The organism is Nitrosomonas sp. Nm84, from assembly GCF_003201565.1.
Classification (GTDB): domain Bacteria; phylum Pseudomonadota; class Gammaproteobacteria; order Burkholderiales; family Nitrosomonadaceae; genus Nitrosomonas.
Genome location: NZ_QJJP01000009.1, coordinates 70,277 through 96,946, shown reverse-complemented (window position 1 = coordinate 96,946; position 26,670 = coordinate 70,277). Strand labels below are relative to the sequence as shown.

The following is a 26,670-nucleotide window of genomic DNA, read 5'->3' as shown; positions in this document are numbered from 1 at the left end:
ATTGACTGAGATGCAAAAACTTTATTTATTGGTGCCACTTGCACCGCTAGTGGGCGCACTCATAGCTGGTTTATTTGGACGTTTTATCGGGCCTTTGTGGAGTCATCGCACAACGATATCGCTTGTGTTTGTTTCCTTGTTAGCATCCGTTGTTATTTTTCTGGATGTGTTGGAAGGTAACAGCTATAACGGCAGCGTATACACATGGTTGGTGACAGGAGATACTCGGTTCGAGATCGGTTTTTTAATCGATCAATTGTCAGCAACCATGATGGTTGTTGTCAGTTTAGTCTCGCTGATGGTGCATATTTATACCATTGGCTATATGCATGGTGATCCAGGTTATCAGCGCTTCTTCAGCTATATTTCGCTATTTACCTTCTCAATGATGATGTTGGTAATGTCGAATAATTTTTTACAGCTATTTTTCGGCTGGGAAGCCGTCGGTCTTGTATCTTATTTGTTGATCGGATTCTGGTATACCCGCCCAACTGCCATCTATGCCAATATGAAGGCATTTTTAGTTAACCGTGTTGGTGATTTTGGTTTTCTCTTGGGCATCGCCATGATATTGATGCATTTTGGCACATTGGATTATGTCTCTGTCTTTGCGCAAGTACCCGAAATAGCCAATGAAAAGATTGAATTAATACCTGGCATATCCTGGTTGGTAATTACATTGATTTGTATCTTATTGTTTATTGGCGCAATGGGCAAATCAGCACAGTTTCCATTACATGTATGGTTACCGGATTCGATGGAAGGCCCTACACCAATTTCTGCATTAATTCATGCGGCCACTATGGTAACGGCAGGTATTTTCATGGTAGCACGAATGTCGCCGCTATTTGAATTATCAGACACGGCATTATCGGTCGTATTGATAATTGGTGGAATTACAACTTTGTTTATGGCTCTTGTTGCAGTAGTTCAAAACGATATCAAACGCGTAGTTGCTTATTCCACACTGTCTCAATTAGGGTATATGACTGTCGCGTTAGGTGCATCTGCCTATTCTGCTGCAATTTTCCATTTGATGACACATGCTTTCTTTAAAGCTGTTTTATTTTTAGGAGCTGGTTCTGTCATTATTGCTATGCACCATGAACAAAACATGCAGAAAATGGGAGGGCTTAAAAATTATATGCCAATAACCTATTGGACGATGTTTATCGCCGCACTAGCGAGCGCTGGTGTACCTGGTTTCTCAGGGTTTTTTTCTAAAGATGCAATTATTGAAGCTGTTCATTTTGCCAATATTCCTGGTGTCGGTTTTGCTTATTTTTGCGTATTGGCGACTGTATTTGTCACAGCACTTTACACGTTCCGCTTGATATTCATGACATTCCACGGGGAACCTCGAATGGATGCACATACTAAAGAGCATCTACATGAATCGCCTTGGGTCGTGACGCTGCCGCTGGTGATTCTGGCTATTCCAACGATTGCTGCCGGGTGGTTTATAGGTCCTGTTGTCTTTGGTGACTATTTTAACAATGTGATTCATGTATTACCGCAACATGATGCTATCGAAAAATTGGGTGCGGAATTTACGGGTATTGGAGGAATGATGGTGCATGCTCTGTCTACCATACCATTCTGGTTATCAATCGCAGGAATTTTTACCGCTTGGTATTTGTATAGTGCCAGAACGGATATACCAGGGAAAATAAAATCCCGTTGTGGCTTTTTATATAACTTGCTGGATCGTAAGTACTATATTGATGAATTTTATTCATGGTTTTTCGCTGGTGGCACGCGAGCTTTAGGTACTGCATTGTGGAAGTATGGTGATATAAAAGTGATTGATGGATTCTTTGTAAATGGCACAGCTCGTGTTGTAGCAATGGCAGCTGCGCTAGTACGACGCTACCAAACTGGTTATATCTATCACTATGCATTTACTATGATTGTCGGCATATTTGTTATCTTGACGTTATGGCTTTATTAGGCTTAATAAAAAACTGTAAAGACAAACGCTTGATATCGATATTGATGAATCAAATACATAAAGATAATAAGTACTAACAAATAAATCGGAATAAGCATGTCGTTTGAATTCCCACTATTAAGTTTAATTATTTGGCTGCCAATTGTTTTTGGTGTTGCCGTATTCGCAACCGGCAGTGACCATAATGCGCAGATTGCCCGCTGGATAGCTCTCGCAGGATCAGCCCTTGGATTGTTGGTAGCAATTCCTCTTTATACTGGCTTTGATTCTGCAACCAGTGCGATGCAGTTTGTCGAGAACTACGTTTGGTTTGAGCGATTTAACGTCAATTATCATGTGGGTGTAGATGGTATATCAATGCCATTGATACTGTTGAATTGTTTCATTACTCCTTTGGTTGTTGTGGCAGGATGGGAAGTTATTAAACAACGGGTATCCCAATATATGGGTGCTTTTTTAGTCATGTCGGGCATTGTCAATGGTGTGTTTTCTTCATTGGATGCAATGCTGTTTTATGTGTTCTGGGAAGCATCATTGATCCCAATGTTCCTGATTATTGGGATATGGGGCGGCCCTAACCGTGTTTATGCGGCTATCAAGTTTTTTCTTTATACATTGCTTGGTTCCTTATTGATGCTGATCGCTTTTATTTATTTATATCAAACATCGGGAGGCAGTTTCTCGATACAAGATTATCATCAATTAGAAATTCCGCTAACACCGCAGATTTTGATTTTTATTGCATTTTTACTGGCGTTTGCAGTGAAAGTACCGATGTGGCCAGTGCATACATGGTTGCCCGATGCGCACGTAGAGGCACCAACGGGCGGTTCGGTTGTTCTAGCAGCTATTTTACTTAAGTTAGGCGGATACGGATTTCTGCGGTTTTCACTGCCCATTGTTCCGGATGCTAGTAACTATCTGGCTGGTATGATGATTGCACTCTCACTGATAGCAGTGGTTTATATTGGACTGATTGCACTCATGCAAGCTGATATGAAAAAACTGATTGCATATTCATCGGTAGCACATATGGGATTTGTTACATTAGGTTTTTTCCTGTTTAACGCCTACGGTGTTGAGGGAGCGATGGTTCAGATGATTTCGCACGGATTTATTTCCGGTGCCATGTTCCTGTGCGTAGGCGTGCTATACGACAGATTACATTCACGTCAAATTGCGGATTATGGTGGGGTGGTAAATAAGATGCCCGTATTTGCTGCTTTCTTTATGTTGTTTGCAATGGCGAATGCTGGGTTGCCGGGTACGAGTGGTTTTGTAGGTGAATTTATGGTCATTATGGGTAGCATGAAAATTAATTTCTGGTATGCATTTTTAGCTGCGACTACGTTAATTTTTGGTGCCGCTTATACACTATGGATGTATAAACGAGTCATATTCGGTGCTGTAGCTAGTCCAGCTGTTGAAGGGCTGGAAGATATATCAAAGCGTGAGTTTGTATTGTTGGCAATTTTGGCGATCGCAGTTTTATGGCTTGGTGTTTATCCATATCCATTAACTGAAGTAATGCATACGACCATAGATCACTTGCTGATACATGTAAGTAGTAGCAAGTTGTAATAGAGTGATTCTGGAATAGTAATATTTCTCGACATGAGGATGAAGGATTAATGAATTTTATACCACCTGATTTTGCGCCGGCTTCTTCCGAGATTTTTATGCTCATTATGGTATGCGTGGTAATGCTGGCTGATCTCACAGCAGGCGAAAACAGACGCTATGTTGCCTACTTGTTAACGCAAGTTACATTGTTGGGGTGTGCACTACTGACTTTCTTATCATTTTCGACAGAAACCAGTCAAACATTTTCCGGTATGTTTGTCGATGATGCGATGGCAGATATCCTTAAGTTGATGGTGTATGGTACGGTATCAGCAGTGTTGATATATTCTCACGCTTATATTAGTGACCGAGGCATGTTGAGAGGTGAGTTTTTTAGCTTAGTATTGTTTGCTACATTAGGAATGATGGTGATGATTTCTGCCAGTCATTTTCTGACGCTTTATATTGGTCTTGAATTACTTTCATTGTCACTTTACGCATTGGTAGCATTACGCCGAGATTCAGTTGTTGCAACCGAAGCAGCCATGAAATTTTTTGTGCTCGGTGCACTGGCGTCAGGATTTTTGCTATACGGCATGTCAATGGTTTATGGCGCAACAGGAACATTACATGTTTCTCAACTTGCTCAAATCATTCAAAGTGAAGCGAGTAGTAGAGAAGTATTGGTTGTAGGGTTAGTATTTATTGTAGCGGGAATCGGCTTCAAGCTAAGTGCAGTGCCTTTTCATATGTGGGCACCAGATGTCTATCAAGGAGCGCCCACTGCAGTTACATTATTTATTGGTTCTGCGCCAAAATTGGCAGCCTTTGGTTTTGTAATGCGCTTGCTGGTTGAAGGGATGGGAGAAATGGTCGCTGATTGGCAAGGTATGCTGGTGATTCTGGCCGTTATGTCGATGGCAGTAGGCAATCTTGCAGCTATTGCGCAAACAAATATCAAGCGTATGTTGGCTTATTCAACCATTTCTCATATGGGATTCCTGTTGCTTGGCTTTATCAGCGCGGATTCAAACGGCTATAGTTCCGCTTTGTTTTATGTCATTGCTTATGTTTTAATGACGTTAGGCACTTTTGCAGTAATCATGTTACTGTGTCGTAATGGATTTGAGGCGGAAAATATCAATGATTTCAAAGGATTGAGTAAAAGAAACTCTTGGTACGCATTTATTACCTTGTTACTGATGTTCTCACTGGCAGGTATCCCACCGATGATCGGTTTTTATGCAAAACTGGCCGTGTTACAGGCAGTTGTCAATGCAGGCTATATTTGGTTAGCGGTTGCAGCGGTACTGTTCTCATTAATTGGCGCTTTTTATTATTTGCGTATCATTAAACTAATGTACTTTGATGAACCAGAAACTGATGAACCGATTCTTCCCAATAGTGATGTAAGGATTCTATTGAGTGCGAATGGTTTTGCAGTACTGGCGCTGGGCATATTTCCTCAAGCGTTAATGGGATTAAGTCTCTACGCGATTCAAAATTCAATGTAGTTATTAAAAGGTTTATCGACAAGGATATTTAAGCAATATCTTTGTCATGATTGTAACGACCAGATATTTGAAACAAGTTATTTACTCAGTGCTTCAATTGCTATTTTTCTAACCCAGATTTTCATTTGAAGTTTCTTTCTGGATTAATAATTATCCATTCTCTAAATTACAGAGGAGCTTAGCTCATCTGTATCTGCGTTTCACGGGCGAATTTTTACGGATTCCGTTAATGATACCAAGGTGCGATGTCATATTCAGCAACTAACCTGTGTTTGCTAATTCTAGTGTCATCAAAATCAGCTTGCTCGCGCGCGTTGATCCGATAAACCCCGGATGCGACATGGATCTTGATATGCCCGTCTGCAACAGCAATATTGCTACTGCCGTCTTTGTGCATTCGGATACTGAAGCGCGTGCCGGTATCCTTTATGAGGACATTGCCTACCTTAACCTCAAGTGTGTTGGTAGCATTTTTCCTAATATCAAAATAAACATTTCCCTTGAGTAATTCGACTTGCAGGGGTTGGCTGTCTTTCACCGCGACAGAACTGTAAGTATCCAATGCCATATCGATATCGGGCGCTATCGCGGTGGTAAGCTGTTCTTCAGACTTGGTTTCATAAAACCGTATGCTATGCGGCTTGGCAAAATACCAAGTCATCAGACCCAATAGCACACAAAAGCCCATGATTGCACAGTGCAGCGAGAAACGCCGCCAACTGAAAACAAAGGTAAAGGGTTGTATAACGGGCGGTTCAGGTTCTTGCATTTGAGCTCAGAAAAATAAAGGATGAAAGTTGAAATTATATACGGATAGTAATAATTTTTTTAGTCTGGAATTTATGGTGGATTTTAATCGATGGCTACTCTATCAATTTTCTATTTTACTCTTCAACCAATTCTCCCGAATGCTCCGTGCCTGAGAAAAAGCTTTTTCCAGCGCCTCACCCTCATTATTTTTCAGCATCTCCTGCAAAGTACTCAATTCATTCTGATACCCCACAATCTGCTCCAACAATGCTTCACGATTCGACAAACAGATATCTCGCCACATTTCCGGAGAACTACTGGCAATGCGGGTGAAGTCGCGCAGGCCGCTGCCGGCGAAACGCAGCATATTCACAAGATCACTGGTGTTGTGATTAATGTGGTTCATCATGGTGAATGCCAGAAGATGCGGCAGGTGGCTGGTAGCGGCGAGAATCTGGTCATGCTCGTCGGCGGACATGATGGAGACTTGCGCGCCACAGGCTTGCCATAATTGGTTGACTTGTTCGACGGCCTCGGTGCTGGTTTCAGGCAGAGGGGTCAGGATGACGTGTTTGTTAGCATACAAATCTGCTTGCGCAGCTTGGGCACCACTTTGTTCAGTGCCGGCGATGGGATGGCCGGGGACAAAATGATGGCGGTTTTGCATGGAGAGATGATGGCGTGCTGCGGCAATGACATCCTGCTTGGTGCTGCCGGCATCGGTGATAATGGTGTTGGCTTGCAGGTGTGGGGCGATCTGCGTCATGATGTAGGTGGTTTGGCCGACTGGCATTGCCAGCAGTACCAAATCGGCGTTGTGCAGAGCGGAAGTCATGTCAGTGGCTATTTCATCAATAACGCCACGTTCTAAGGCGCATTGCATGTTTTGCCGGCTGCGGCCAACGCCCACGATATGCTTAGCTAGCCCAGCGTTACGCAGCGCTAGCGCGAATGATCCACCGATCAAGCCGACGCCGATGATGACCAGTTTATTGAGTGCCGTGATATTCCCCATAAATTGGTTATTACGTGTTACAGGCTGCGTCCAATTACTTCTGCGATGCCTTTTAATGAGCCCATTAAATCTTTGAATTCCTGTGGACTCAGTGCCTGATCGGCATCACACCAGGCTTCGCACGGATTCGGGTGCATTTCCACTAGCAAGCCGTCAGCGCCTGCCGCAATGGCCGCACGCGCTAACGCTGGCACCATCCAGGCTTTACCGCCGGCATGCGAAGGATCGATGATAACCGGCAAGTGGGTTTCGCGTTTGAGTACCGGCACGCAGGTGACATCCATGACGTTGCGGTATGCGGTTTCAAAGGTGCGAATGCCACGCTCACAAAAAATAATGTTGTGATTGCCGCCCGCTGCGATGTATTCAGCTGCCATGAGCCACTCCGAAATGGTGGCGGACAGGCCGCGCTTGAGAATCACCGGTTTGTTGATACGGCCGACTTCTTTCAGTAGATCAAAATTCTGCATGTTGCGCGTGCCGATTTGGATGATATCGACATCATGTTCAAGAAAGGTATCCAGCATGCGTACATCCATCAGCTCGGTGACAATCGGCAAGTTATATTTGTCCGCCGCTTTGCGGAATATGCTCAAGCCATCAACACCCTTGCCCTGAAAAGTGTACGGACTGGTGCGCGGTTTGAAAGCGCCGCCACGCATCAAGCGACAACCGGCTGCTGCGACTTGTTGCGCTGCCAGATCCATTTGTTCCTGTGTTTCGACTGAGCAAGGGCCGCCGATTACTTGTACTTGTTTGCCACCGATGGGAATGCCCCGCACATCGATGATCGAGTCCTGTTTGTGTGATTCGCGCGAAACAATTTTGTATTGTTTGACGATGTGCATCGAGTATTCCACGCCCGGCATGGAATCAAATAATTCCGGGTCGAGTTTGCTCTCATCGCCGATGGCGCCAATGACAGTACGTTTGGTGCCGCGTGAAATATTGACTTCATGGCCAAGATCTTGAATTTTCTTTACGACCGCACCGATTTGCTCTTCGGTGACGTCTTTGTTCATGATGATGATCAAGCTAATTCTCCCATTGCGTATTCAAGTGATTCCAGGAATCGTTTATTTTCGGATTCCAGTCCGATGGTAACTCGAAGGTGGTGCGGCATTTCGTAAATGCCCAGAGGACGTACGATGATGCCTTGTTGCAGAAGGTTTTGATAAACTTTCGAGGTATTGGTCGCATCGCCTTTGACACGGAAACTGATGAAATTGCCATACGAAGGGATGTATTCAATACCTAGCTTGCGGAAGCCATCGGTGAGTTGCAGCATACCTACGCGGTTCAGTGCATACGATTTTTGTACGAACTCGGCATCCTGCAGTGCAGCTAGTGCGCCCACCAGACCAATGCTGCTGACATTGAACGGCTGACGCACACGGTTCATCAGATTCGCCACATCTGGGTGCGCCAATCCAAATCCGATACGCACGCCGGCTAAGCCGTAAATCTTGGAGAAAGTGCGAGTGATCAGCAAATTAGGAAATTGCTTCAGCCATTTAATACTGTCCGGTTTGTTAGCTTCCGGCAAGTATTCATAATACGCTTCATCCATGACGACCAGCACGTCACGCGATACGCGTTCCATAAATTGAAATAACTCATCTTCACTGGATAATGTGCCGGTGGGGTTGTTTGGGCTGGCGATAAATACAATGCGTGTTTCCGGTGTGATGGCATCCAGCATTGCATGTAAATCATGTCCAAAATCCAGCGCAGGAACCGCTATGCCATTGGCGCCGACCATTTGCACTACCAACGGATAAACCGCAAATGCGTGTTGTGAATACACAGCAGCCGCACCCGGCTTCAAAAACACCCGCGCAGCAAGATCCAGCACATCATTGGAGCCATTGCCTAAGATGATTTGCTCTGGTGCTACGGCATAGCGTCTGGATAATGCGGCTTTCAATTCATATCCACTGCCATCCGGATACAGCGCGATATCGTGCAGCGCATGGATCATGGCGTCCAGTGCGAGCGGGCTGGTTCCCAGCGGATTCTCGTTGGAAGCCAGCTTGATGACGGATGCTTCATCCAAACCCATTTCCCGTGCCAGTTCAGAAATGGGTTTGCCGGGTTGATAAGACTGGATGGAGCGGATGTATTCCGGAACAAAGTCACAAAGATTCATAAGATTAGATTTGTTAATGATAGAAAGAATACTGAGGGTTCAAAGAGTTTGATAGGGCGACTATTGAGTGATGGCGGAAAGTTATGTGGCGGGATAAGACCCGAGTATTTTTGAGAAAGATGCTTTTTCACGTAATTCTGTCAGTGCAGCGGCGACATTGGCGTCCTCCTGGTGCCCTTCAATATCCACAAAAAATACATATTGCCACAGCCCGGTACGGGATGGGCGCGACTCCAGGCGGCTCATACTGACGCCGTGGTGCGCCAGCGGTTCTAGTAATTTATAAATTGCTCCGGAACGGTTATTGGTCGACAAGATCAGCGATGTTTTGTCCTTTCCTGAGACACTTACCACTTGCTTGCCAATAACCAGAAACCGCGTGGTATTTTTCGGATCATCCTCAATGTTTTCAGCGCAGATGGAGAGTCCGAACAACTCGGCTGCTCTTTTGCCCGCCACAGCCGCTGCGTGTTTGTCGACTGCTGCCTGCCGGGCTGCATCGGCATTACTGGCGGTATTAATCAGTGCGGCACTGGGGAGGTGCGGTAAATTGGTTTTTAGCCAATGCTGGCACTGTGCCAACGATTGCGGGTGCGAGTAAATCTTGTTGATATGTGCTAATTCTGATTGCTGTGCCATCAGGAATTGATGTACGGGTAACTGAATTTCGCCGCAGATGATGAGCGGTGTTTGTAACAGCAAATCCATGGTCCTGCCGACAGCGCCTTCGGTAGAGTTTTCCACCGGCACCACGCCATAATTTGCCGTTTCGGCTTCCACGGCATGAAACACGTCGTCAATCGAATTACACGCGACTGATGTGATGGCACTGCCAAAACGTTTCAATGCCGCCTCTTCAGAAAAAGTACCGCTTGGGCCTAAATAAGCCACACGCATGGGTTTTTCCAGGGCGCGGCATAGCGACATGATTTCCGTGAATAGCTGCCCGATATGCGCGCTGCTGATGGGACCCGGATTGTGTTCCTGCATACGCATCAATATTTGTGCTTCGCGTTCAGGACGATAGACGATGCCACTTTTCTTGATCTTGCCGATTTGTTGTGCCAGCCCGGCGCGTTTGCTCACGAGTTGAAGCAATTCGTCGTCAATGGCGTCGATCTGATCGCGTAATTGTTTGAGTTCTTCTGACATGGGCGGTAGAAATTCTGGCTTAACGAGTGTTCATCAGGGTTTATCTGGGAAGTGGCAGATAGCGCGCCATCAGTACACCGGCGATTGCGGCAATTTCATCCACGACATGTTGCGGCACTGGGCTGTCGACGTCTACCAACGTGAAGGCCATTTCTCCGCGCGATTTATTGATCATGTTGTGGATGTTCAATCCGGCATTGGCCATGCTGGTGGAAATTTGCCCCAGGATGTTGGGTACGTTGGCATTGGCAACCGCTACCCGATAAGGCGATTCACGCTCCATCTGGATGTCAGGGAAATTGACTGTGTGGGTGATATTGCCGTTTTGCAGATAATCCATGAGTTGATCCACCACCATGACGGCACAATTCTCTTCCGCTTCTTGTGTCGATGCACCAAGGTGTGGCAACGTGATCACGCCCTTTTGATGTTGCAGCTTCTGGCTCGGGAAGTCACTCACATAGGCTTTTATTTTATTGGCGGCGATGCCGGCAAGCACTGCCTCTTCATCAACGATGGCACTACGTGAGAAATTCAATAGCATCACATTGTGTTTCATTAGCCTGATGGTTTTATCATTAATCAGGTGGTGAGTGGAATCCAACAGAGGGACATGTACGCTGATAAACTCACTGTGACGCAGCAAGTCTTCCATGCTGTGCGCTTTTCTGACTTCTGCCGACAGGCTCCAAGCGGATTCAACGGTGATTTTTGGGTCATAGCCAACGACCTTCATGCCCAGTCTGATGGCGGTATTTGCTACTAGCCGGCCGATTTCACCCAACCCGATGATGCCCAGTGTGCGCCCCGGTAATTCGATACCGGAAAAATGCTTCTTGCCATCCTCAGCCTGCTTGTTCAGTGCCGCATCATCACCTTGCAGGGATTCGACAAACTGCAACGCGGGAACCAGATTACGTGCGGCCAAAAACAGGCTGGCGATAACCAGTTCTTTAACCGCATTGGCATTGGCACCGGGTGTGTTAAACACGGGGATGCCCCGGCTACTCATTGCTTGCACCGGAATGTTATTGGTGCCTGCACCGGCGCGTCCGATTGCTTTGACGCTAGCGGGAATTTCTTGGTTCAGCATATTGTGCGAGCGTACCAGGATGGCATCCGGTTCCGTCATATCGTTGCTTACCTGATAGCAATCTATAGGAAAGCGACTCAGGCCGTGCGAAGAGATATGGTTAAGTGTGTGAATCTTGAAGATTCCCTGTTGATTTTCAGGCATGCTGACTGGCGAACTCCTTCATAAATGCTGCCAATTTTGCCACACCCTCAAGCGGCATGGCATTATATATGGAGGCACGCATGCCACCCACTGAGCGATGACCTTTCAGTTGGATCAAACCGTTGCTTGTGGCCTGCTTCAGAAACTCGCCATCCAGCCCAGGATTTTTCAGTGTAAAAGGCACATTCATGCGTGAGCGATCGGGTTTTGCCACCGGACAATGATAAAAATCGGTACTGTCCAGTAAGTCGTACAACACATTGGCTTTGGCAATATTGGTTTTTTCCATCGCAGACAATCCGCCTTTTTGTTTCAGCCAATCAAATACCAGTCCGGTGATGTACATGGCATAAGTGGGCGGGGTGTTGTACATTGAATCATTTTGCGCATGAATCTGATAGTCATACAGCGTTGGCGTGCCTGCCAGCGGCATGCCCAGTAAATCTTCGCGGATAATGACCAGTGTCAGTCCGGCAGGCCCGAGGTTTTTTTGCGCGCCGGCATAGATCAGCCCGAAACGGGTGACATCCAAAGGTCGCGACAAGATATCGGATGACATATCGACGACTAATGGCACATGACTGTTCGGATCGATGTGCGGAATCCAATGAAACTCGACACCGCCAATGGTTTCGTTGCTAGTGTAATGAATATAGGCCGATTCGGGATTCAGATGCCATTTGTCTTGTATGGGCGCATAGGTAAAATTAGCATCCGCGGAGGAAGCGGCGACATTGACGGTGCAATATCGACTGGCTTCTTCGATGGCTTTTGTAGACCATTGACCGGTATTGATATAATCCGCTTTCTTTCTGCCGCGCAGCAAATTCATCGGTACCATGGAAAATTGGCTGGAAGCGCCGCCTTGCAGAAATAACACCTTATAGTTTTGCGGGATGCCTACCAATTCGCGCAAATCATTTTCGGTTTTTTCCGCAATCGACATGAATTCCTTGCCGCGATGACTCATTTCCATCACCGACATGCCGCTGCCGTGCCAATCGAGCATTTCGTCGCGCGCTTGTTGAAGCACTTCTTTGGGTAGAACCGCAGGTCCTGCACTGAAGTTATAGATTTGATCCATGGTATCTTTCTCGCTTAGCTGATCTCAGTTAACTGTCACTCTCGACATCGCCATCTTCGCTTTCCACTACCCGTTCTAGGCCGGCGAGTTTTTCACCCGCATCCAGGTTGATTAAGGTAACACCTTGCGTGGCACGGCTCATCTCGCGTACTTCGTTGACGCGGGTGCGGATCAGTACGCCGCCGGAAGTAATCAGCATGATTTCATCATCCGGTTTCACCAGTTTTGCGGTGACAACCTTGCCGTTACGTGCACTGGTGATGATCGCAATCATACCTTGTGTGCCGCGGTTATGGCGCGTGTATTCACTGATTGGAGTACGTTTGCCATAGCCGTTCTCTGTGGCCGTTAATACCGCCAACTCTTCATTTTCAGCTACCAGCATCGAGATGACTTTGTGTCCGGAACCGAGCTTCATACCTCGAACACCACGGGCGGTACGCCCCATCGGACGTACGTCATTTTCACTGAAACGCATGGCTTTGCCGTTGTCTGAGAATAGCATGACGTCATGCTTGCCTTCGGTCAGCTCGACGCCAATCAAGTAATCACCTGCATCCAATCCGATGGCGATAATGCCATTGTTACGCGGACGGGAAAATTCGGATAACGGTGTTTTCTTAACCGTGCCCAATGTCGTTGCCATAAATACAAAGCGGTTTTCATCGAAAGTTTTGACCGGTAGAATGGCGTTGATTTTCTCGCCTTCTTCCAGTTGCACCCAATTTATAATGGGCTTGCCGCGGGATTGTCGGCCACCTTGCGGTACTTCATAGACCTTGATCCAGTACACACGTCCCAGACTTGAGAAGCACAAAATATAATCATGCGTATTGGCAATGAATAATTTGTCAATGAAATCATCTTCCTTGGTGCTGGTTGCCAACTTGCCGCGTCCACCACGTTTTTGCGCGCGATAGTCATCAAGCAATTGCGATTTGATATAACCGCTGTGCGATAGCGTGACGACGACATCTGCCGGCGTGATCAAATCTTCCATACTCAAATCCTGCGTATCGACAATGATCTCACTGCGGCGTTTGTCACCAAATTGCTGTTTAATGGCATCCAACTCTTCGGTAATGATGAGGGTGATGCGCTCCGGATTCGCCAGAATGTCGAGATAATCAATGATTTTATCGATGACATCCTTGTATTCTTCGACGATTTTTTCCTGTTCCAGGCCGGTCAGGCGTTGCAAACGTAATTCCAGAATCGCCTGCGCTTGAGCGTCGGACAAATAATAACCTTGCGCTTGCAAGCCGAATGTTTGATCCAAGCCATCCGGACGCAATGCGTTGGCATCCGCCATGGCACGAGACAGCATTTCCTCAACCAACTGGGAATGCCAGGTTCTTGCCATGAGCCCTTCCTTGGCATCCGCTGGCGTCGGCGCAGCTTTTATCAACGCGATAATTTCGTCGACATTGGACAGCGCAACCGCTAAACCTTCCAGTAAATGACCGCGTTCACGGGCTTTTTTCAGTTCAAAAACGATGCGGCGCGTGACGACTTCACGGCGATGACGCAGGAATGCATCCAGAATCTGCTTCAAATTCAGCAAACGTGGTTGACCGTCCAGCAAGGCCACCATGTTCATGCCGAAGGTATCCTGCATTTGTGTTTCTTTATACAAGTTGTTCAGAATGACTTCAGGCACTTCGCCGCGTTTGAGTTCAATGACGACGCGCATGCCCGATTTATCGGATTCGTCACGCAGATCGGAAATCCCTTCAATTTTCTTGTCGCGGACCAGTTCCCCGATGCGTATCAATAAATTGGCTTTGTTAACCTGGTAGGGCAACTCATCGACGACGATGCATTGGCGGCTGCCTTTTTCCATGTCTTCAAAATGCGTACGAGCGCGCATGACGACACGGCCACGGCCGGTGCGATAACCGTCTTTTACGCCGGAAACACCATAAATGATGCCGGCAGTGGGAAAGTCCGGTGCCGGAATGATCTCGATAAGTTCATCGATACTGATATCCGGATTTCTGAGTAGTGTGAGGCAGGCTTCCACCACTTCATTCAGATTGTGTGGCGGAATGTTGGTCGCCATACCGACCGCAATGCCTGATGAACCGTTGATGAGTAAATTGGGGATTTTGGCCGGAAGTATCAGCGGCTCTTTTTCAGAGTCATCATAGTTGGGACCGAAATCCACCGTTTCTTTGTCAAGATCCACCAACAATTCATGCGCGATACGCGACATGCGGATCTCGGTGTAACGCATTGCCGCGGCATTATCGCCATCCACAGAACCGAAGTTACCCTGCCCATCGATCAGCATATAGCGTAGCGAAAAATCCTGCGCCATGCGAACAATCGTGTCATAGACGGCGGTGTCGCCGTGCGGATGGTATTTACCGATCACATCGCCGACGATACGTGCGGATTTTTTGTATGGCCGGTTCCAATCGTTGGAGAGTTCGTGCATGGCAAATAATACACGGCGATGTACCGGCTTCAGGCCGTCACGAACGTCCGGCAGTGCGCGGCCTACAATGACGCTCATCGCGTAATCAAGATAGGAACGCCGCATCTCCTCTTCAAGACTGACCGGCAGGGTTTCCTTGGCAAATTGGTTCATATCTTATGATTTTATGAAAAACAACAGGTTATGGTGCAGATGCGTGTTTTCTTAACATTGAGTATAAGAAATCTGTAAATCCGCCCATTCTAACATGTTGCGATCGTTTCTCAGCTAACTTTGCGATAACGAGGATGGCTGCCGCTCGTTTAACAGTCAATCGCGAGAAAGCATCTGGGCAAACTCATCCTGCGAGTCATCCTAAAAGACCGCGCGCCTCGAAATAGGTGTTAAACGCAGAGTAATTATATTCAGCTTCTGTTCAGATTTGTAGGATAGAATGTGCTGTAATAAGCTGTATTTGGTATTTTGATTGAGTTAATTAAGGGGATTAGCATCGTGATAATAAAGAACTATCTTCCTAATTCATTAGAGTATACAAATCAATACTCTTTAACAAAATTTCCTGATATTGATTTCAATCTGAGATTACCTGAAACTATAAACACCTCATTTTTACCAAGCCTACCGGGTAGATTACCGGACTTTCCCATAGTTCGAACCTGGCCGGATTTGCCGGAAAGTATCAAACCATTGCCATCGGTTTTACCTACTTATCCAGGATATACCAGAGACTGGGAATTTGATCCAACTGAAAACACTTTAATCAGAATTATTATTGATCCCATTCATAACTGGTTAGAGGGTACAACGAAAGAGGATGTCCTTAGATTTGTATTCGACAAGGCTCAGGATATTTATGAATCTATTACCGACACTCTTGATCTGCTGAAAGCACAGGACGAAAGTATCAATCCCAACCAGACTTTCTACAATACTACCGCCGCTTCAGATGATTTTAACGGCGGTTTAGGCCTTGATACCGTGGTTTATGCAGGTAGCCGTGATGATTATCGAGTGTACGCCACACAAGATATTTTAGGAAAAAATACAGGTTACGAAGTGATTGAAAACAATGGAAATGCGACCGATACGTTAGTGGATATTGAACGACTAGAATTTGCTGATGGGTATAGCCAATTGAATGTGATTGGTTCCTATGAAACCTTTCACCCTTTGGTTTAAGTCAAACTAAAAAATATAGAATCAGCAAAAATAGAATAGCGTATTGGCACGCTGAAGATGTTTTTCTAGTATGCCTATAAGCGTAGCACGGGAACAAAGCGCAGCACGGGACAGGTCTGAATATTGCAAAATGCATTAAACATGATTCTTTGTGATCGCCTGATCGGCCAATCGGACACACCAGCCCCAAATATTGGGGCTATTATGCCGTCGGCAAGCTCTCAACAACCGTCAAAAACGCCAAACGCACACGTATAAAACCAACGGCCTGAATCAACGCACCAGCAAAAAGGCCCGTTGAGTTCAAAGTTTTCTTTTTCTATGATCCCGCCGGGCAATTGATCGGTGAATACAGAGATAATTCCAGTACCGCCACACCGACGGATGACTGGTTAGTCCGGCAAGAAACTATCTGGTTAGAGAATATCCCGATCGCTATCATCAGAAAACCCACCTCCACCAGCCCGATCCAGATTTACTTCATCCATGCCGACCACCTCAACACGCCGAGAGTGATCGTCAATCAAGGCAACATCCCGGTGTGGCGCTGGGAAAACATCCATGCATTTGGTGCCAATCTGCCTGATGAAGATCCGGACGGAAACAGTCAATTATTTGAATACCATCCAAGATTCCTGGGACAGTATTTTGATAAGGAGACTGGCCTTCACTACAATTACTTCAGATATTATGAGCCGAAAACGGGAAGATATCTGACTCCTGATTCGACTGGACTGACGGGGGGATTGAATACTTATGGATATGTAAGTGGAAATCCAATGAGTTTTACTGACCCGACGGGCGAAGCTATTCCAGCCATTATTGCTGCCTGTGCAGGCAATCCAGCTTGTGCGGCTGCTGTAAGTGCTAGTGTTGGCGCAATCTCCGGTGCAGCAATTGATATTCCATCACAATTATTGAGTAATGGCGGTAATCTGCAGTGTGTTGATACAGGTAATGTTGCGATTTCTGCTGGAATGGATGCTCTATCCCTAGGGGCTATTGGGGCCGTTGGTGGTAAGCTTCTTGGAAATCTTGCTACAAAGAGCGCTATGGAAACCAAGTGGATTCTTGGTACATTCAAATCAGAAGCAAAATGGGCTGGTCAACTTCAGAAACGTGGTTGTACCCCTGCGCAAATAACAGAGGCGATCCAGAAAGGCAAGAGTTTTTCTGCTGAAAACCTCATTAACAAAGGAAATCAAGCAATTCGCTACGTGCATCCTGAGACGGGGCAATCTGTCGTTCTTGATAACGTAATCAAAGAGGTTATTCATGTCGGTGGCCTCAAATTCAAATATTGAGGCCAATATGAATATTATCCTCTATGTTCGATTGCTGAATGAAGGAGTAGAGGTTTTTCGACCAGTTTCTGCTACTCAAGTTGCTCCAAACGTTTTTGTTCTTGATGGTGCAGATTCTTATGATCCTGAAGATGAAGAATGGGAGTTTCCACCAGGATCGCGAATTTCTACAGTAGAAAGAATGATGGAAGGGAATCGTGTCTTAATAGCCCGTAGGTTGGAATGAGTTTGCGAATTCCAACATGGCAGTTGATCAGCAAAAGCAAGAACGACACTACATCCGCTACGCGCTCAGCTTATTACACGGCTTGGATTGAGCAGGATTAGCACTTATCCGACTGTCCGAATTTGCGAAGCCACTTCTTAGTGCAAGTTTATTCATTTTCTAGCAACCCTAAAAAACCACCCGATTGATGATTCCATAGCTGTGCATACAGCTGATTATTGGCGATCAGTTTGGCGTGGCTGCCCTGCTCAACAATGCGGCCTTTATCAAATACGATCAGTCGATCCATTGCTGCAATCGTAGATAGTCGATGTGCGATGGCTATGACCGTTTTACCTTTCATTAGCTGATACAAGCTTTGCTGAATACTGGCTTCCACTTCGGAATCCAATGCCGAGGTGGCTTCATCCAGCACCAGGATAGGTGCATTCTTTAACAGCACCCGGGCAATGGCGATACGTTGTCGTTGTCCACCGGATAGCGTAACGCCACGTTCTCCCACGTGCGCATCATAAGCGGTTCGACCTTTGATATCTCGCAATGTCTGGATGAACTCATGTGCTTGGGCTTGCCTGGCTACCGCAATCATTTGTGCATCGGTAGCATCCGGTTTGCCAAACAGAATGTTGTCACGCACTGAACGATGCAGTAGCGAAGTGTCTTGTGTCACCATGGCGATATTGGCACGCAGGCTATCCTGGGTTACAGTGCGAATATCTTGTCCATCGATGGTGATACTGCCTTGTTGGATATCATAAAACCTGAGCAACAGGTTAACGAAGGTTGATTTTCCTGCGCCTGAACGGCCAACGATTCCCACTTTTTCACCGGCAGCGATATGTAAACTCAGATCGTCAAAAATGCCATGAGATTCCTGTTGACTCGAGTGATAAGAAAAGCCAACATGGTTAAAATGGATTGCGCCATGATGAACGTGTAGACTATCTGCATTCGGTGCATCGGTGACATTTTGGGGTTTTGAGATTGTATTGATACCATCTTGTACCGTACCGATGTTTTCAAACAGTGCGTTGACTTCCCACATGACCCAATGTGACATGCCAGTCAGCCGGATCGCCAGACTCATAACAATCGCGATAGCGCCCGGGCCGATGGCACCTTGTTGCCACAAATGAATCCCAAACGCCCCTGTTACGAATACCAGCAGCATATTGATAATCCACACGCAGGCATTAAGTCCGGTCGAAAGTCGCATCTGCGGATGTACCGTGGACATGAATTCTTCCATACCGGCCTTGGCATAAGCAAATTCCCGCTGGCTTCCGGAAAATAGCTTGAGTGTCAGGATGTTGGTATAACTGTCGACAATACGCCCTGTCATCAGAGAGCGTGCATCGGCCTGCAGAGTGGAGACGCGTTTTAGTTGCGGCACAAAATGGCACAGAATGCCAATGTACAAAAACAACCATGCCAGCAACGGCAAACACAAACGCGGATCGGCATTAAGCACCAACATGAACGTCGTCGTGAGATACACGGTGACAAACAGCATGACATCGAGCAGTTTCATCACTGTTTCTCGTACCGACAGCGCGGTTTGCATCACTTTGGTGGCAATCCGGCCACTGAATTCATGCTGAAAGAATGAGTAACTTTGATTGAGCAGGTATCGGTGTGATAACCACCTGATCCGCATCGGTAAATTTCCCATCAGTGTCTGGTGGATCACTAACGAATGCAGCAGCACCAGCATTGGAATCACTATCAGGATGAATATCGACATGACCAGCAAAGTTGGCCATTCCTCTTCCAGGAAATGCGCGGGCTCTTTTTCCGCCAGCCAGTCGACCATTTGCCCCAGTACGCCATACAGCATGGCTTCGCTGATTGCCAGGCAAGTGGTCAATATCGCCAGCAAGACCAAGTAGAGCTCAATCCCCTGAATATAGTGGCGACAAAACTGATAGAGCCCTTGTGGCGGCTCAGCAGGATGCTCCGGCGGATAAGGGTTTATTAGGCGCTCGAAGAAATCGAACATGTTCAGGGTACCCCTAGAAATTCAAACAAAGTAAGGCATAAAGAATGTTGACGCAGCATAGGATCGATATGTAGGGGAACATTTCTTATGAGTAACGAAACATTGTAACGAAGTTTGGATTATGAGGGTCGCCCTTTATTTAACTGCTGCTAAGTTGCTCGAATATCCTGAATCCGGCCACATAAGTGCCAATAGCCGAACCCAACGTGGAGAGTATAAAAACCAGTAAAATTCGTGTCACCTGATTACTCCACCAACCTTTCAGATTAGTTGTGTCAGCTCTGAGCCGGTTAAAATCACTTACTTTCGGTTTGCGTAAATAAGTTTCTACGGCAGCGACCACCATACCTGCACCTATGGTTGGATTTAAAGATGTCAGCGGAGCTGCCAGAAAAGCAGTCAGAATAGACAGTGGGTGGGCAAAAGCTATCGCTGCTCCCAGTGCTGAAAGTCCACCATTGATTACAATCCAATCAACCACCATGGCAGTACCGATTTCCGGGCTGCGCATAAAACCAATGGCAAAACCTGTCAGAATGAGCGCAACAATTATCCAAGGAATCAACTTGAGCCATCGCGATGGCGGCGGAATGGTATCCAGTTGTGCAATTTTCTCCTCTGGATTGGTAATGCTTTGTGTTTCAAATTGTTGTGCCATGCCGTTCAGATGACCGGCGCCGATTACTACCAGAATGTGCTGATAGTTATTTTCCTTACATTCTTTAATGAGGCGGGCTGACATATATTCGTCCCGTTCACTGATAAGCGGTCGGAATAAGTCTTTCTCGTTTTCGGCAAACTGCGAGAAAGAACTTTCCAGCACATCGCCTTCTTTTAATTTCTCAATTTCGGCGGCACTGAATTTCTCTTTGCTAACGACACTGGCGATCAAGCCGGCAAACAAATGAATACGTTTCCACCATGGTACATTGTGATAAATCCGTTTCATGGTCGTGCCGATTTCACGGTCAATCAACAAAACCGGTAATTTTGCTATTTTCGCGTCTTTAATCGCAACACGCATCTCGGCGCCTGGCTCAATACCGAATTGCTCCGCCATGCGTTGCTGGAAGGCACCTAATGCAAGACTGGCAGCAACCATGCTGGCTTGGCCGTTTTTGATCACCTGAAACAAATCCATCTGAGCCATCGTATCCGGGTTGATGATCACTTTATGACGACTCGGACACAATTCAACGGCCACAGCATCGTATCTTCCTGTCGCAATCAACTCCTGTACTTTATCCGCGCTGGCTTTTGAAACATGCGCAGTTCCCAGTAATGTGATAGCACAATTATTCACCGTCACAGTTTTAATAGGCTCGGTTTTATCCTCATTTTCTTTCGGTAATTCTATGACGCATTCTTCTAATTTGTTCATCAGTTAGTATTTAAGAATCTTAGAAGTTGAAGTGGGTTTATACATACTAATTTAAGTGCTGCAAAGCAAAGATTATCACGCCGATACTTAAAACAAAATTCGATCCCTCTCAGATATAAATAAATTTTATTTCTCTTAGTAGATCCGACAGCTTTGGTAAGCAAGCCATACTTATTTGTCATCTATGCATTATGGGGGAACATTATAGAGTCGGCCATTAAATAGTGCGATTTATCATGGCGGAGAAGGCCAGAATATGGAGATACTAGTCAATCTTTTTAATGGCCGGATCAATAACATCGAAATCTCTTCTATTAGCGTGCAAATTATTTGCATGCTCCGCATATCGATACTTAGTACGGATGTACTGCCATGTGGTGTACTAGTGTACTAATAAAAGGGGAGTGATTTCCTATGGTTACCTTCAATGAACGAACTTACAATGCGGCTGTGTGTAATTGCAAGCTATAAATAATTACTGGCTACCGCTTAATTCAAGCGAGTTATTTATACACTAATTGTAATTGATGCTTCCCTAATGATTCATAAACTCACCCTGGAGATTTTAAAATGAAAAACAGTCTTAAACTAAAATTAGTAGCAGCAGCTGTCCTGATGGCAAGTGGTGTTGCACATGCTGGTTTTGCTAACGTAAGCGGCGATGGTTCAGTAGGCAATGCCTATGATATGGGTGTCATTGGTGCATCACCCAGTGTACTTGCTGCAACTTTGACAGGTAGCCCAAATTCATTCTTCGAAGAATATGCAAATTTCACTATCCCAACACTGTCAAGCACATCGGGTTCTGCTCACAGTGCTGTATTGAATATTTGGGGTATCAATGTATCTGAAATCACGGGCCTGATAGTTGAAGTATGGAGCGATGTTCATCCAAGCGGCAGCACTTTATACGCCACATTTGCTGGTAATAACGCAACAAACCTTATCGGTAATTTAGCGGCTGGTCAGTATCATCTTGATATCAGTGGTAACTTAGGAAGTTCCGCCCATGTTGGACAATATCAAGTTGCTTTGCAAGCCTTACCTGTTCCAGAACCAGAAACATATGCCATGTTACTGGCTGGCTTAGGATTGATTGGTTTTTCCGTACGTCGCCGTAAAACAGCCTAATTCAAGCTGGATAGTTCAGTTTCTATGAGCCACAGACAAGCAGCCTTGCCCTGTGGCTTTTTTACTTATAGATGAGCTGTATCGAGTAGTGCTCTACTGCTTAAGGCATTGGACTAAGCTTACTCAGTGAAGCCATGAGTCGTGTAAAGCGAGGTTCACCCGGCAACAATTCATTTGCGGCAAAAAGGCTATCGCGAGCTTCTTTAATCAGTTCTGGTGTCGATCCGTTTTTTTGGATATATGTAATAATCACATGAGCCAAATTGAGTAACACGCGCATGTTTGTCGGCATTGCTGCACGTGCATTGCGCATGGCGACAACTGCCTCTTCATATTGCCCCTTGCTGATCAGCAGTACGCCGCGATTCATGATGAGCATAGCTTCGCTACGGAAGGTTTCAATCAATTGGTTACCTTCTTCGCCCATGTCGGCTTTGTCAAAAATTTCTGCGATATCATTGAGTAAGCTATTATTTTCAGGATTGTTTTTAATTTCTTTTTTTAATACTGCAATGGCTTTTTCTTTATCACCGGTAGTCATTAATAAACGGGCTATTTCCAAAGCCCCATCGCTATCCGGATGAAGGTTATTCTGAGTAAGAAATTGATCGAGCTCAATAACAATTTGATTAGCCTTCTCAATATTACCGCTCTGATGATAAATCATCCCTTCAACGGCTAGTGCTTTCAGACGTATTTCGTCAGCTGTGAAATGCTTATTTAGCTGACCCAGCACCTTTATTGCTTCATTAGGGTTTTGGTTGGCGCTGCATATTTTGACCAAGCCCAGATAAGCATCTGCGGTTTTTAATATTGAGTTTTCTCCTAACGCGATGCTCTTGCGAAAAGCCCGCTCAGCAAGCTTCAACTTGCCTGTTTTCATTGTGATATTGCCGAGATTTTTTTGTCGTATCACTGAATTAGGAGACAATTTTGTTGCCTGCTCGAGTATATGCTGTGCGCCTTCGAGATCACTCATGGCTTGCAGCGTTTGAGCCAACAGATCGTATGCTTCAAGAAATGAAGGATTTGCTTGGATAGTTTCTTCGAGTAAGGTTTTGGCTGCAACCATATCGTTTTTTTTAAGAGAAATTTTAGCTAGCGCGGTCTTGGCCCAAGGAAAATCACGTTCAACTAGAATGGTTTCCAGCAAATTTTGAGCACGATCGTACTCGCCGGTCAGCAGAAATAAATCGCTCTTGATTCTTAGTAAATCAGTCTTGTGAGTTATGTCTGAGTTCAAACATTGATCACATAAGTTGATGGCTTTGAGGTAATCGGATTGCTGTATTGCTTGATGGATTTTTGCGAATGCTGCCTTTTTTTTCCAAAGCTTGGTGAGCCGCAAGCGTAAGCTCATTTCAGTAACAGGTTTAATTAAATAAGCGTCGGGTTGATATTCTGCCGCACCTGTCACTGCTTCAGAGGTTTTTTCTGCAGAAACCATAACCCACAGACAGGCAAGTCCAACCAGTGAACGATATTTTGCTTCTTCAAGTACTTGTTGTCCGTTTTTTCCAGATCCCAAATAGAGATCACACAGCACAATATCAAACTGCACTTTCTTTAATAGGGCAATGGCCTCACTGCCATCTGCCGCCGTGTATATTGTCTTGATATCAGCACCACAATTACGCAAGAATTCACGAAGAATACTGCGCATTTCTTGATAATCATCGATTATCAACACAGTTTTTCCTGCAAGATCCAGATGAGGTAGTGAAAGGTTAAGTGGACCGGTAATAGTCATGATTTCGGGAAGTAAAAATTAATCACGGCAAACGTAATATAAAACAAGCGCCTTTAAGAGAATTGCCATTTTCTAACTTTAGTTCTCCTACATGTCCTTGATTATTGTGCATATGTGCAACCATTGCCGAAAAGGTGAAACCCAATCCTGTACTACATTCTTGAAAATTAACACGGTGCATATGGTCACTGTTTTTTTGAAGTATCTGAGCCGGATAGCCATTGCCATTGTCTGCGATGCGTAGCTCCAGTACTCCGTTATTTTTGATGGCCGTGATTTGGATATGATCGCGTGTGAAGCGCATCGCGTTGTTTAATGCGTTACCGATGACACCGTTGATCAAATCTTCATCAAAATACCCATACAGTTCCGGGCTAACGTTAACTTCCAGATTGATTCCATGGAGCTTAAGTAATTTTCCATATGGTGCAACTATCGCGCACAGGAAATCATTCAAGTGAATAGACTGCGGATCAAAGGGATAAGTGTTATGGCCGAGTCTGTAGAGTGTGAGTAGCTGAACCAGGTTATTGTTAATGCGTCTTGCTTCATGATTCATCTGTGCCAATTCAGCATGGGCTGCAAGTTGCGTTGTTTCGATTGAAGCCAGCGCTTTATCCAGGCCAACAATCAGCATATTCATTGAATTCTTCATGTCATGTACAGAAGAAGCCAGAAAGTTTGCCATGTTGTGCGTAGCGGGGATGATGTGGGTACTATCGTCTTTCATGCCAGGTATCTCTATTGTTTGATTTTTTTGCATCTGCTATCTATTGATGAGCAGTTTAACGGCAAAAACCCTCAGGGCTATAGAGATACCATGCAATATTAATTTTAAAAACAAGTACCTAAAATTACTCTGCGTTTTCTAAGATTGTTCAATATCTCCGTGCCACCATGGACAACGATATTGGGTTCGGGATGATTAAGCTCCGTGGCAATTTGTTGCAGCAAAGCTCGCCCGGTTTGGTTGGTATTGTCAGAAATCAGTCGCATCAGCCGTGCCGTTACTGGATTGATGTCGATAAAATGCACATCAAAATCAGCATCGCGGTAAACCACCAGATGAGTTGGCGTTTCGCCGGTATCTTTGGGTTGGAAAACCGGGCTTATTTTGTGAACGGGAAAACGATAGCTCAGTGACCAGGCTAGCGGCGACATTACAGGTATGCCATCAAGCAGATCACCATAACTGTCTATTTTTGTTTCATCAACTTTCTCGTCCAGGATGGAAAGTGCTAGTTCAACCCACTCATAATGAGCGAGTTCCAGCAGGAAGGGCGGGTCGTCAGCATGCGGTCGGCGCTCGTGTTCCAGATATTTTAGAAATTCGCGCGGCATTTCCGGAAACAAAGGAGTATGCGACAGGTGATTGGCAAAATAATCGCGGATCATCGCATGCCAACGTTCGTCGGATGTGATTTGACGTAATACTGGATAGGTGCTGGCTATAAAATCTTCGATATTGTTATAAAACAGTTCGCAATAGATTTTCATGCGCCGCTCCTCGATAGCTTCGGGGCATGGATTTCTCTCTGGATTACGGATATGTGCCGCAAAAGCATATTGCTGCTGCACAAAACCAGGGTGGTCAGCTGTGTTGTATGTGGTCACCGGCTTGATCCAGCCATTTCGACTGCAATGAACGAATGGTCTCCACTTCTTGCAACAACTCTACTATCGGTGGCAGATTAAAATCACGTTCCAGCAAAGTGGGGATGACACCAAATTGCTGATAGGTTTTTTCGAGTAATTGCCAGACGGGGTCTATCACATTCGCGCCATGTGTATCCACAAGTAAATCTTGCGCTTCTTGATAATGCCCGGCAATATGAATATAACGGATGCGTTTGGCGGGTAGTTGCCGAAGAAATGTCTCGGCATCGTATCGATGGTTGATACTGTTCACGTAAATATTATTAACGTCCAGCAGTAGATCGCAATCAGCTTCCTGCAGCACGGCGTTGAGAAAATCAATCTCTTCCATTCTCTTGCCAGGCGCTGCGTAGTAAGAGACATTTTCCATCGCAATACGTTGTTCCAGGATATCCTGTACACGCCGAATACGGCCCGCCACGTAATGTACAGCTTCTACTGTGAAGGGAATTGGCAGCAGGTCATACAAATGGCCGTCATCGCTGCAATAACTCAGATGTTCGCTATAGTACCGGATATGGTGCTCTTTCAGAAAGCGTTTTAGCCGCTGTAGAAACGCTTCATCTAATGGCGCCGGCCCGCCGATTGAAAGGGACAGACCGTGGCAAATAAAAGGAAATTTCTCGGTGAGTTCACGAAACTTCTTGCCATAATAGCCACCCACCCCTAGCCAGTTTTCCGGTGCTACTTCCCAGAAGTTTACCGCGTTGATGGGCTGATCCGGGAGTGTGCGCATGAGCGCTCTCCGCAGACCAAGACCTGCGCCATGAACAGGATAATGTCTGTGACTGTGCATGGCTAAATGTTGCGTGAATTACTTTTTAGTATCTTCTTTGTCAGATTTGTTTGCGTCGCCTTTATCTTCCATATCCTTTTTCATTTTACCGCCGCACTTGCCTTCGCCACATTTACCTTCTTTCTCCGATTTTTTTCCATCAGGCTTTTCTTCTTGGCCAGATTTACTGGCATTGCCCGCATCGGCAAGCTGCATGTAACCGCCGGATAACTCATTCATAGCAAAGGGACTGGTGCCCGTGTTAGCCGAGAGATGACCGGTAGCAAGACTGGTTACGAATGCAGTACCTACAACTAGTGAAACAGGTTTCATTGATTTTTTTGACATATCATTTTCTCCATGAAATTTGATCAATTGGTAACAAAGAATAATAACTTCAAATTGGCATGATGT

The 26,670-nt window shown here is 45.7% G+C and carries 22 protein-coding genes; 7 read left to right on the top strand and 15 right to left on the bottom strand.

Annotated elements, in window-relative coordinates:
* The first annotated feature begins 10 nt into the window (after positions 1-10).
* The 3 genes from nuoL to nuoN all read left to right on the top strand — a co-directional run bounded on the left by nuoL (position 11) and on the right by nuoN (position 5,028).
* Positions 11-1,951 (top strand): NADH-quinone oxidoreductase subunit L, encoded by a 1,941-nt coding sequence (gene nuoL / locus C8R34_RS06580; RefSeq protein ID WP_110339029.1) that lies wholly within the window; start codon positions 11-13, stop codon positions 1,949-1,951.
* Between the two features lie 96 nt (positions 1,952-2,047).
* Positions 2,048-3,532 (top strand): NADH-quinone oxidoreductase subunit M, encoded by a 1,485-nt coding sequence (locus C8R34_RS06575; RefSeq protein ID WP_110339027.1) that lies wholly within the window; start codon positions 2,048-2,050, stop codon positions 3,530-3,532.
* A 50-nt stretch (positions 3,533-3,582) separates the two neighbouring features.
* Positions 3,583-5,028, top strand: a complete 1,446-nt coding sequence (nuoN, locus tag C8R34_RS06570; RefSeq protein ID WP_110339025.1) for an NADH-quinone oxidoreductase subunit NuoN — start codon at positions 3,583-3,585, stop codon at positions 5,026-5,028.
* A 226-nt stretch (positions 5,029-5,254) separates the two neighbouring features.
* Here the strand turns inward: nuoN and C8R34_RS06565 are convergent, their stop codons facing one another.
* The 8 genes from C8R34_RS06565 to gyrA all read right to left on the bottom strand — a co-directional run bounded on the left by C8R34_RS06565 (position 5,255) and on the right by gyrA (position 15,008).
* Positions 5,255-5,797 (bottom strand): FecR domain-containing protein, encoded by a 543-nt coding sequence (locus C8R34_RS06565; protein ID WP_110339023.1) that lies wholly within the window; start codon positions 5,795-5,797, stop codon positions 5,255-5,257.
* Between the two features lie 102 nt (positions 5,798-5,899).
* Positions 5,900-6,850, bottom strand: coding sequence for a prephenate dehydrogenase/arogenate dehydrogenase family protein (locus tag C8R34_RS06560; protein WP_258364398.1), 951 nt, complete (start codon positions 6,848-6,850; stop codon positions 5,900-5,902).
* The gene (gene aroF / locus C8R34_RS06555; protein WP_110339019.1) at positions 6,811-7,827 is read right to left on the bottom strand and encodes a 3-deoxy-7-phosphoheptulonate synthase; all 1,017 of its coding nucleotides are present in this window, start codon (positions 7,825-7,827) and stop codon (positions 6,811-6,813) included. The genes C8R34_RS06560 and aroF overlap by 40 nt, the downstream gene beginning before the upstream one ends.
* Positions 7,824-8,942 (bottom strand): histidinol-phosphate transaminase, encoded by a 1,119-nt coding sequence (gene hisC, locus C8R34_RS06550; protein WP_110339017.1) that lies wholly within the window; start codon positions 8,940-8,942, stop codon positions 7,824-7,826. The genes aroF and hisC overlap by 4 nt, the downstream gene beginning before the upstream one ends.
* 81 nt (positions 8,943-9,023) lie before the next feature.
* On the bottom strand, positions 9,024-10,094 hold the full coding sequence (gene pheA, locus C8R34_RS06545; protein ID WP_110339015.1) for a prephenate dehydratase: 1,071 nt from the start codon (positions 10,092-10,094) through the stop codon (positions 9,024-9,026).
* Positions 10,095-10,134: 40 nt separating this feature from the next.
* Positions 10,135-11,331, bottom strand: a complete 1,197-nt coding sequence (locus C8R34_RS06540; RefSeq protein WP_110339013.1) for a 3-phosphoglycerate dehydrogenase family protein — start codon at positions 11,329-11,331, stop codon at positions 10,135-10,137.
* Positions 11,324-12,415 carry a 3-phosphoserine/phosphohydroxythreonine transaminase gene (serC, locus tag C8R34_RS06535; protein ID WP_110339011.1) on the bottom strand — a complete coding sequence of 364 codons (1,092 nt, stop codon included), beginning with the start codon at positions 12,413-12,415 and terminating at the stop codon, positions 11,324-11,326. Before serC ends, C8R34_RS06540 begins: the two co-directional genes overlap by 8 nt.
* Before the next feature lie 28 nt (positions 12,416-12,443).
* A complete protein-coding gene (gyrA, locus tag C8R34_RS06530) occupies positions 12,444-15,008 on the bottom strand; it encodes a DNA gyrase subunit A (protein WP_110339009.1) in 2,565 nt (854 codons plus the stop codon).
* 339 nt (positions 15,009-15,347) lie between these two features.
* Here gyrA and C8R34_RS06525 point away from each other — a divergent pair, with 339 nt between their 5' ends.
* From C8R34_RS06525 to C8R34_RS06515, 3 genes are all read left to right on the top strand, one after another.
* The gene (locus C8R34_RS06525) at positions 15,348-16,034 is read left to right on the top strand and encodes a hypothetical protein (protein ID WP_110339007.1); all 687 of its coding nucleotides are present in this window, start codon (positions 15,348-15,350) and stop codon (positions 16,032-16,034) included.
* Between the two features lie 338 nt (positions 16,035-16,372).
* Positions 16,373-17,338: an RHS repeat-associated core domain-containing protein gene (locus tag C8R34_RS06520; protein WP_165872538.1), complete on the top strand. Its 966-nt coding sequence runs from the start codon at positions 16,373-16,375 to the stop codon at positions 17,336-17,338.
* A gap of 7 nt (positions 17,339-17,345) precedes the next feature.
* Positions 17,346-17,564, top strand: coding sequence for a hypothetical protein (locus C8R34_RS06515; RefSeq protein ID WP_110339003.1), 219 nt, complete (start codon positions 17,346-17,348; stop codon positions 17,562-17,564).
* A gap of 148 nt (positions 17,565-17,712) precedes the next feature.
* On the opposite strand, the gene C8R34_RS06510 is transcribed toward C8R34_RS06515, so the two are convergent.
* Together C8R34_RS06510 and C8R34_RS06505 are read right to left on the bottom strand one after the other, a co-directional pair.
* On the bottom strand, positions 17,713-19,563 hold the full coding sequence (locus tag C8R34_RS06510) for an ABC transporter ATP-binding protein (RefSeq protein WP_110339001.1): 1,851 nt from the start codon (positions 19,561-19,563) through the stop codon (positions 17,713-17,715).
* A 139-nt stretch (positions 19,564-19,702) separates the two neighbouring features.
* Positions 19,703-20,944, bottom strand: coding sequence for a TraB/GumN family protein (locus C8R34_RS06505; protein ID WP_110338999.1), 1,242 nt, complete (start codon positions 20,942-20,944; stop codon positions 19,703-19,705).
* A gap of 570 nt (positions 20,945-21,514) precedes the next feature.
* On the opposite strand from C8R34_RS06505, the gene C8R34_RS06500 reads away from it, so the two are divergent.
* Positions 21,515-22,075, top strand: coding sequence for an FxDxF family PEP-CTERM protein (locus C8R34_RS06500; RefSeq protein ID WP_110338997.1), 561 nt, complete (start codon positions 21,515-21,517; stop codon positions 22,073-22,075).
* 100 nt (positions 22,076-22,175) lie between these two features.
* Here C8R34_RS06500 and C8R34_RS06495 read toward each other — a convergent pair whose 3' ends face one another.
* The 5 genes from C8R34_RS06495 to C8R34_RS06475 all read right to left on the bottom strand — a co-directional run bounded on the left by C8R34_RS06495 (position 22,176) and on the right by C8R34_RS06475 (position 26,604).
* The gene (locus C8R34_RS06495; protein ID WP_110338995.1) at positions 22,176-23,825 is read right to left on the bottom strand and encodes a tetratricopeptide repeat protein; all 1,650 of its coding nucleotides are present in this window, start codon (positions 23,823-23,825) and stop codon (positions 22,176-22,178) included.
* 22 nt (positions 23,826-23,847) lie between these two features.
* A complete protein-coding gene (locus C8R34_RS06490) occupies positions 23,848-24,588 on the bottom strand; it encodes a sensor histidine kinase KdpD (protein WP_258364394.1) in 741 nt (246 codons plus the stop codon).
* Positions 24,589-24,659: 71 nt separating this feature from the next.
* Entirely contained in the window at positions 24,660-25,439 is a 780-nt protein-coding gene (locus C8R34_RS06485) for a DUF2063 domain-containing protein (protein WP_110338993.1), read from the bottom strand.
* Complete coding sequence (locus C8R34_RS06480; RefSeq protein WP_110338991.1) at positions 25,417-26,277, bottom strand: DUF692 domain-containing protein; 861 nt, start codon at positions 26,275-26,277, stop codon at positions 25,417-25,419. Before C8R34_RS06480 ends, C8R34_RS06485 begins: the two co-directional genes overlap by 23 nt.
* A gap of 18 nt (positions 26,278-26,295) precedes the next feature.
* A complete protein-coding gene (locus C8R34_RS06475) occupies positions 26,296-26,604 on the bottom strand; it encodes a hypothetical protein (RefSeq protein WP_110338989.1) in 309 nt (102 codons plus the stop codon).
* Between the last annotated feature and the right edge of the window lie 66 nt (positions 26,605-26,670).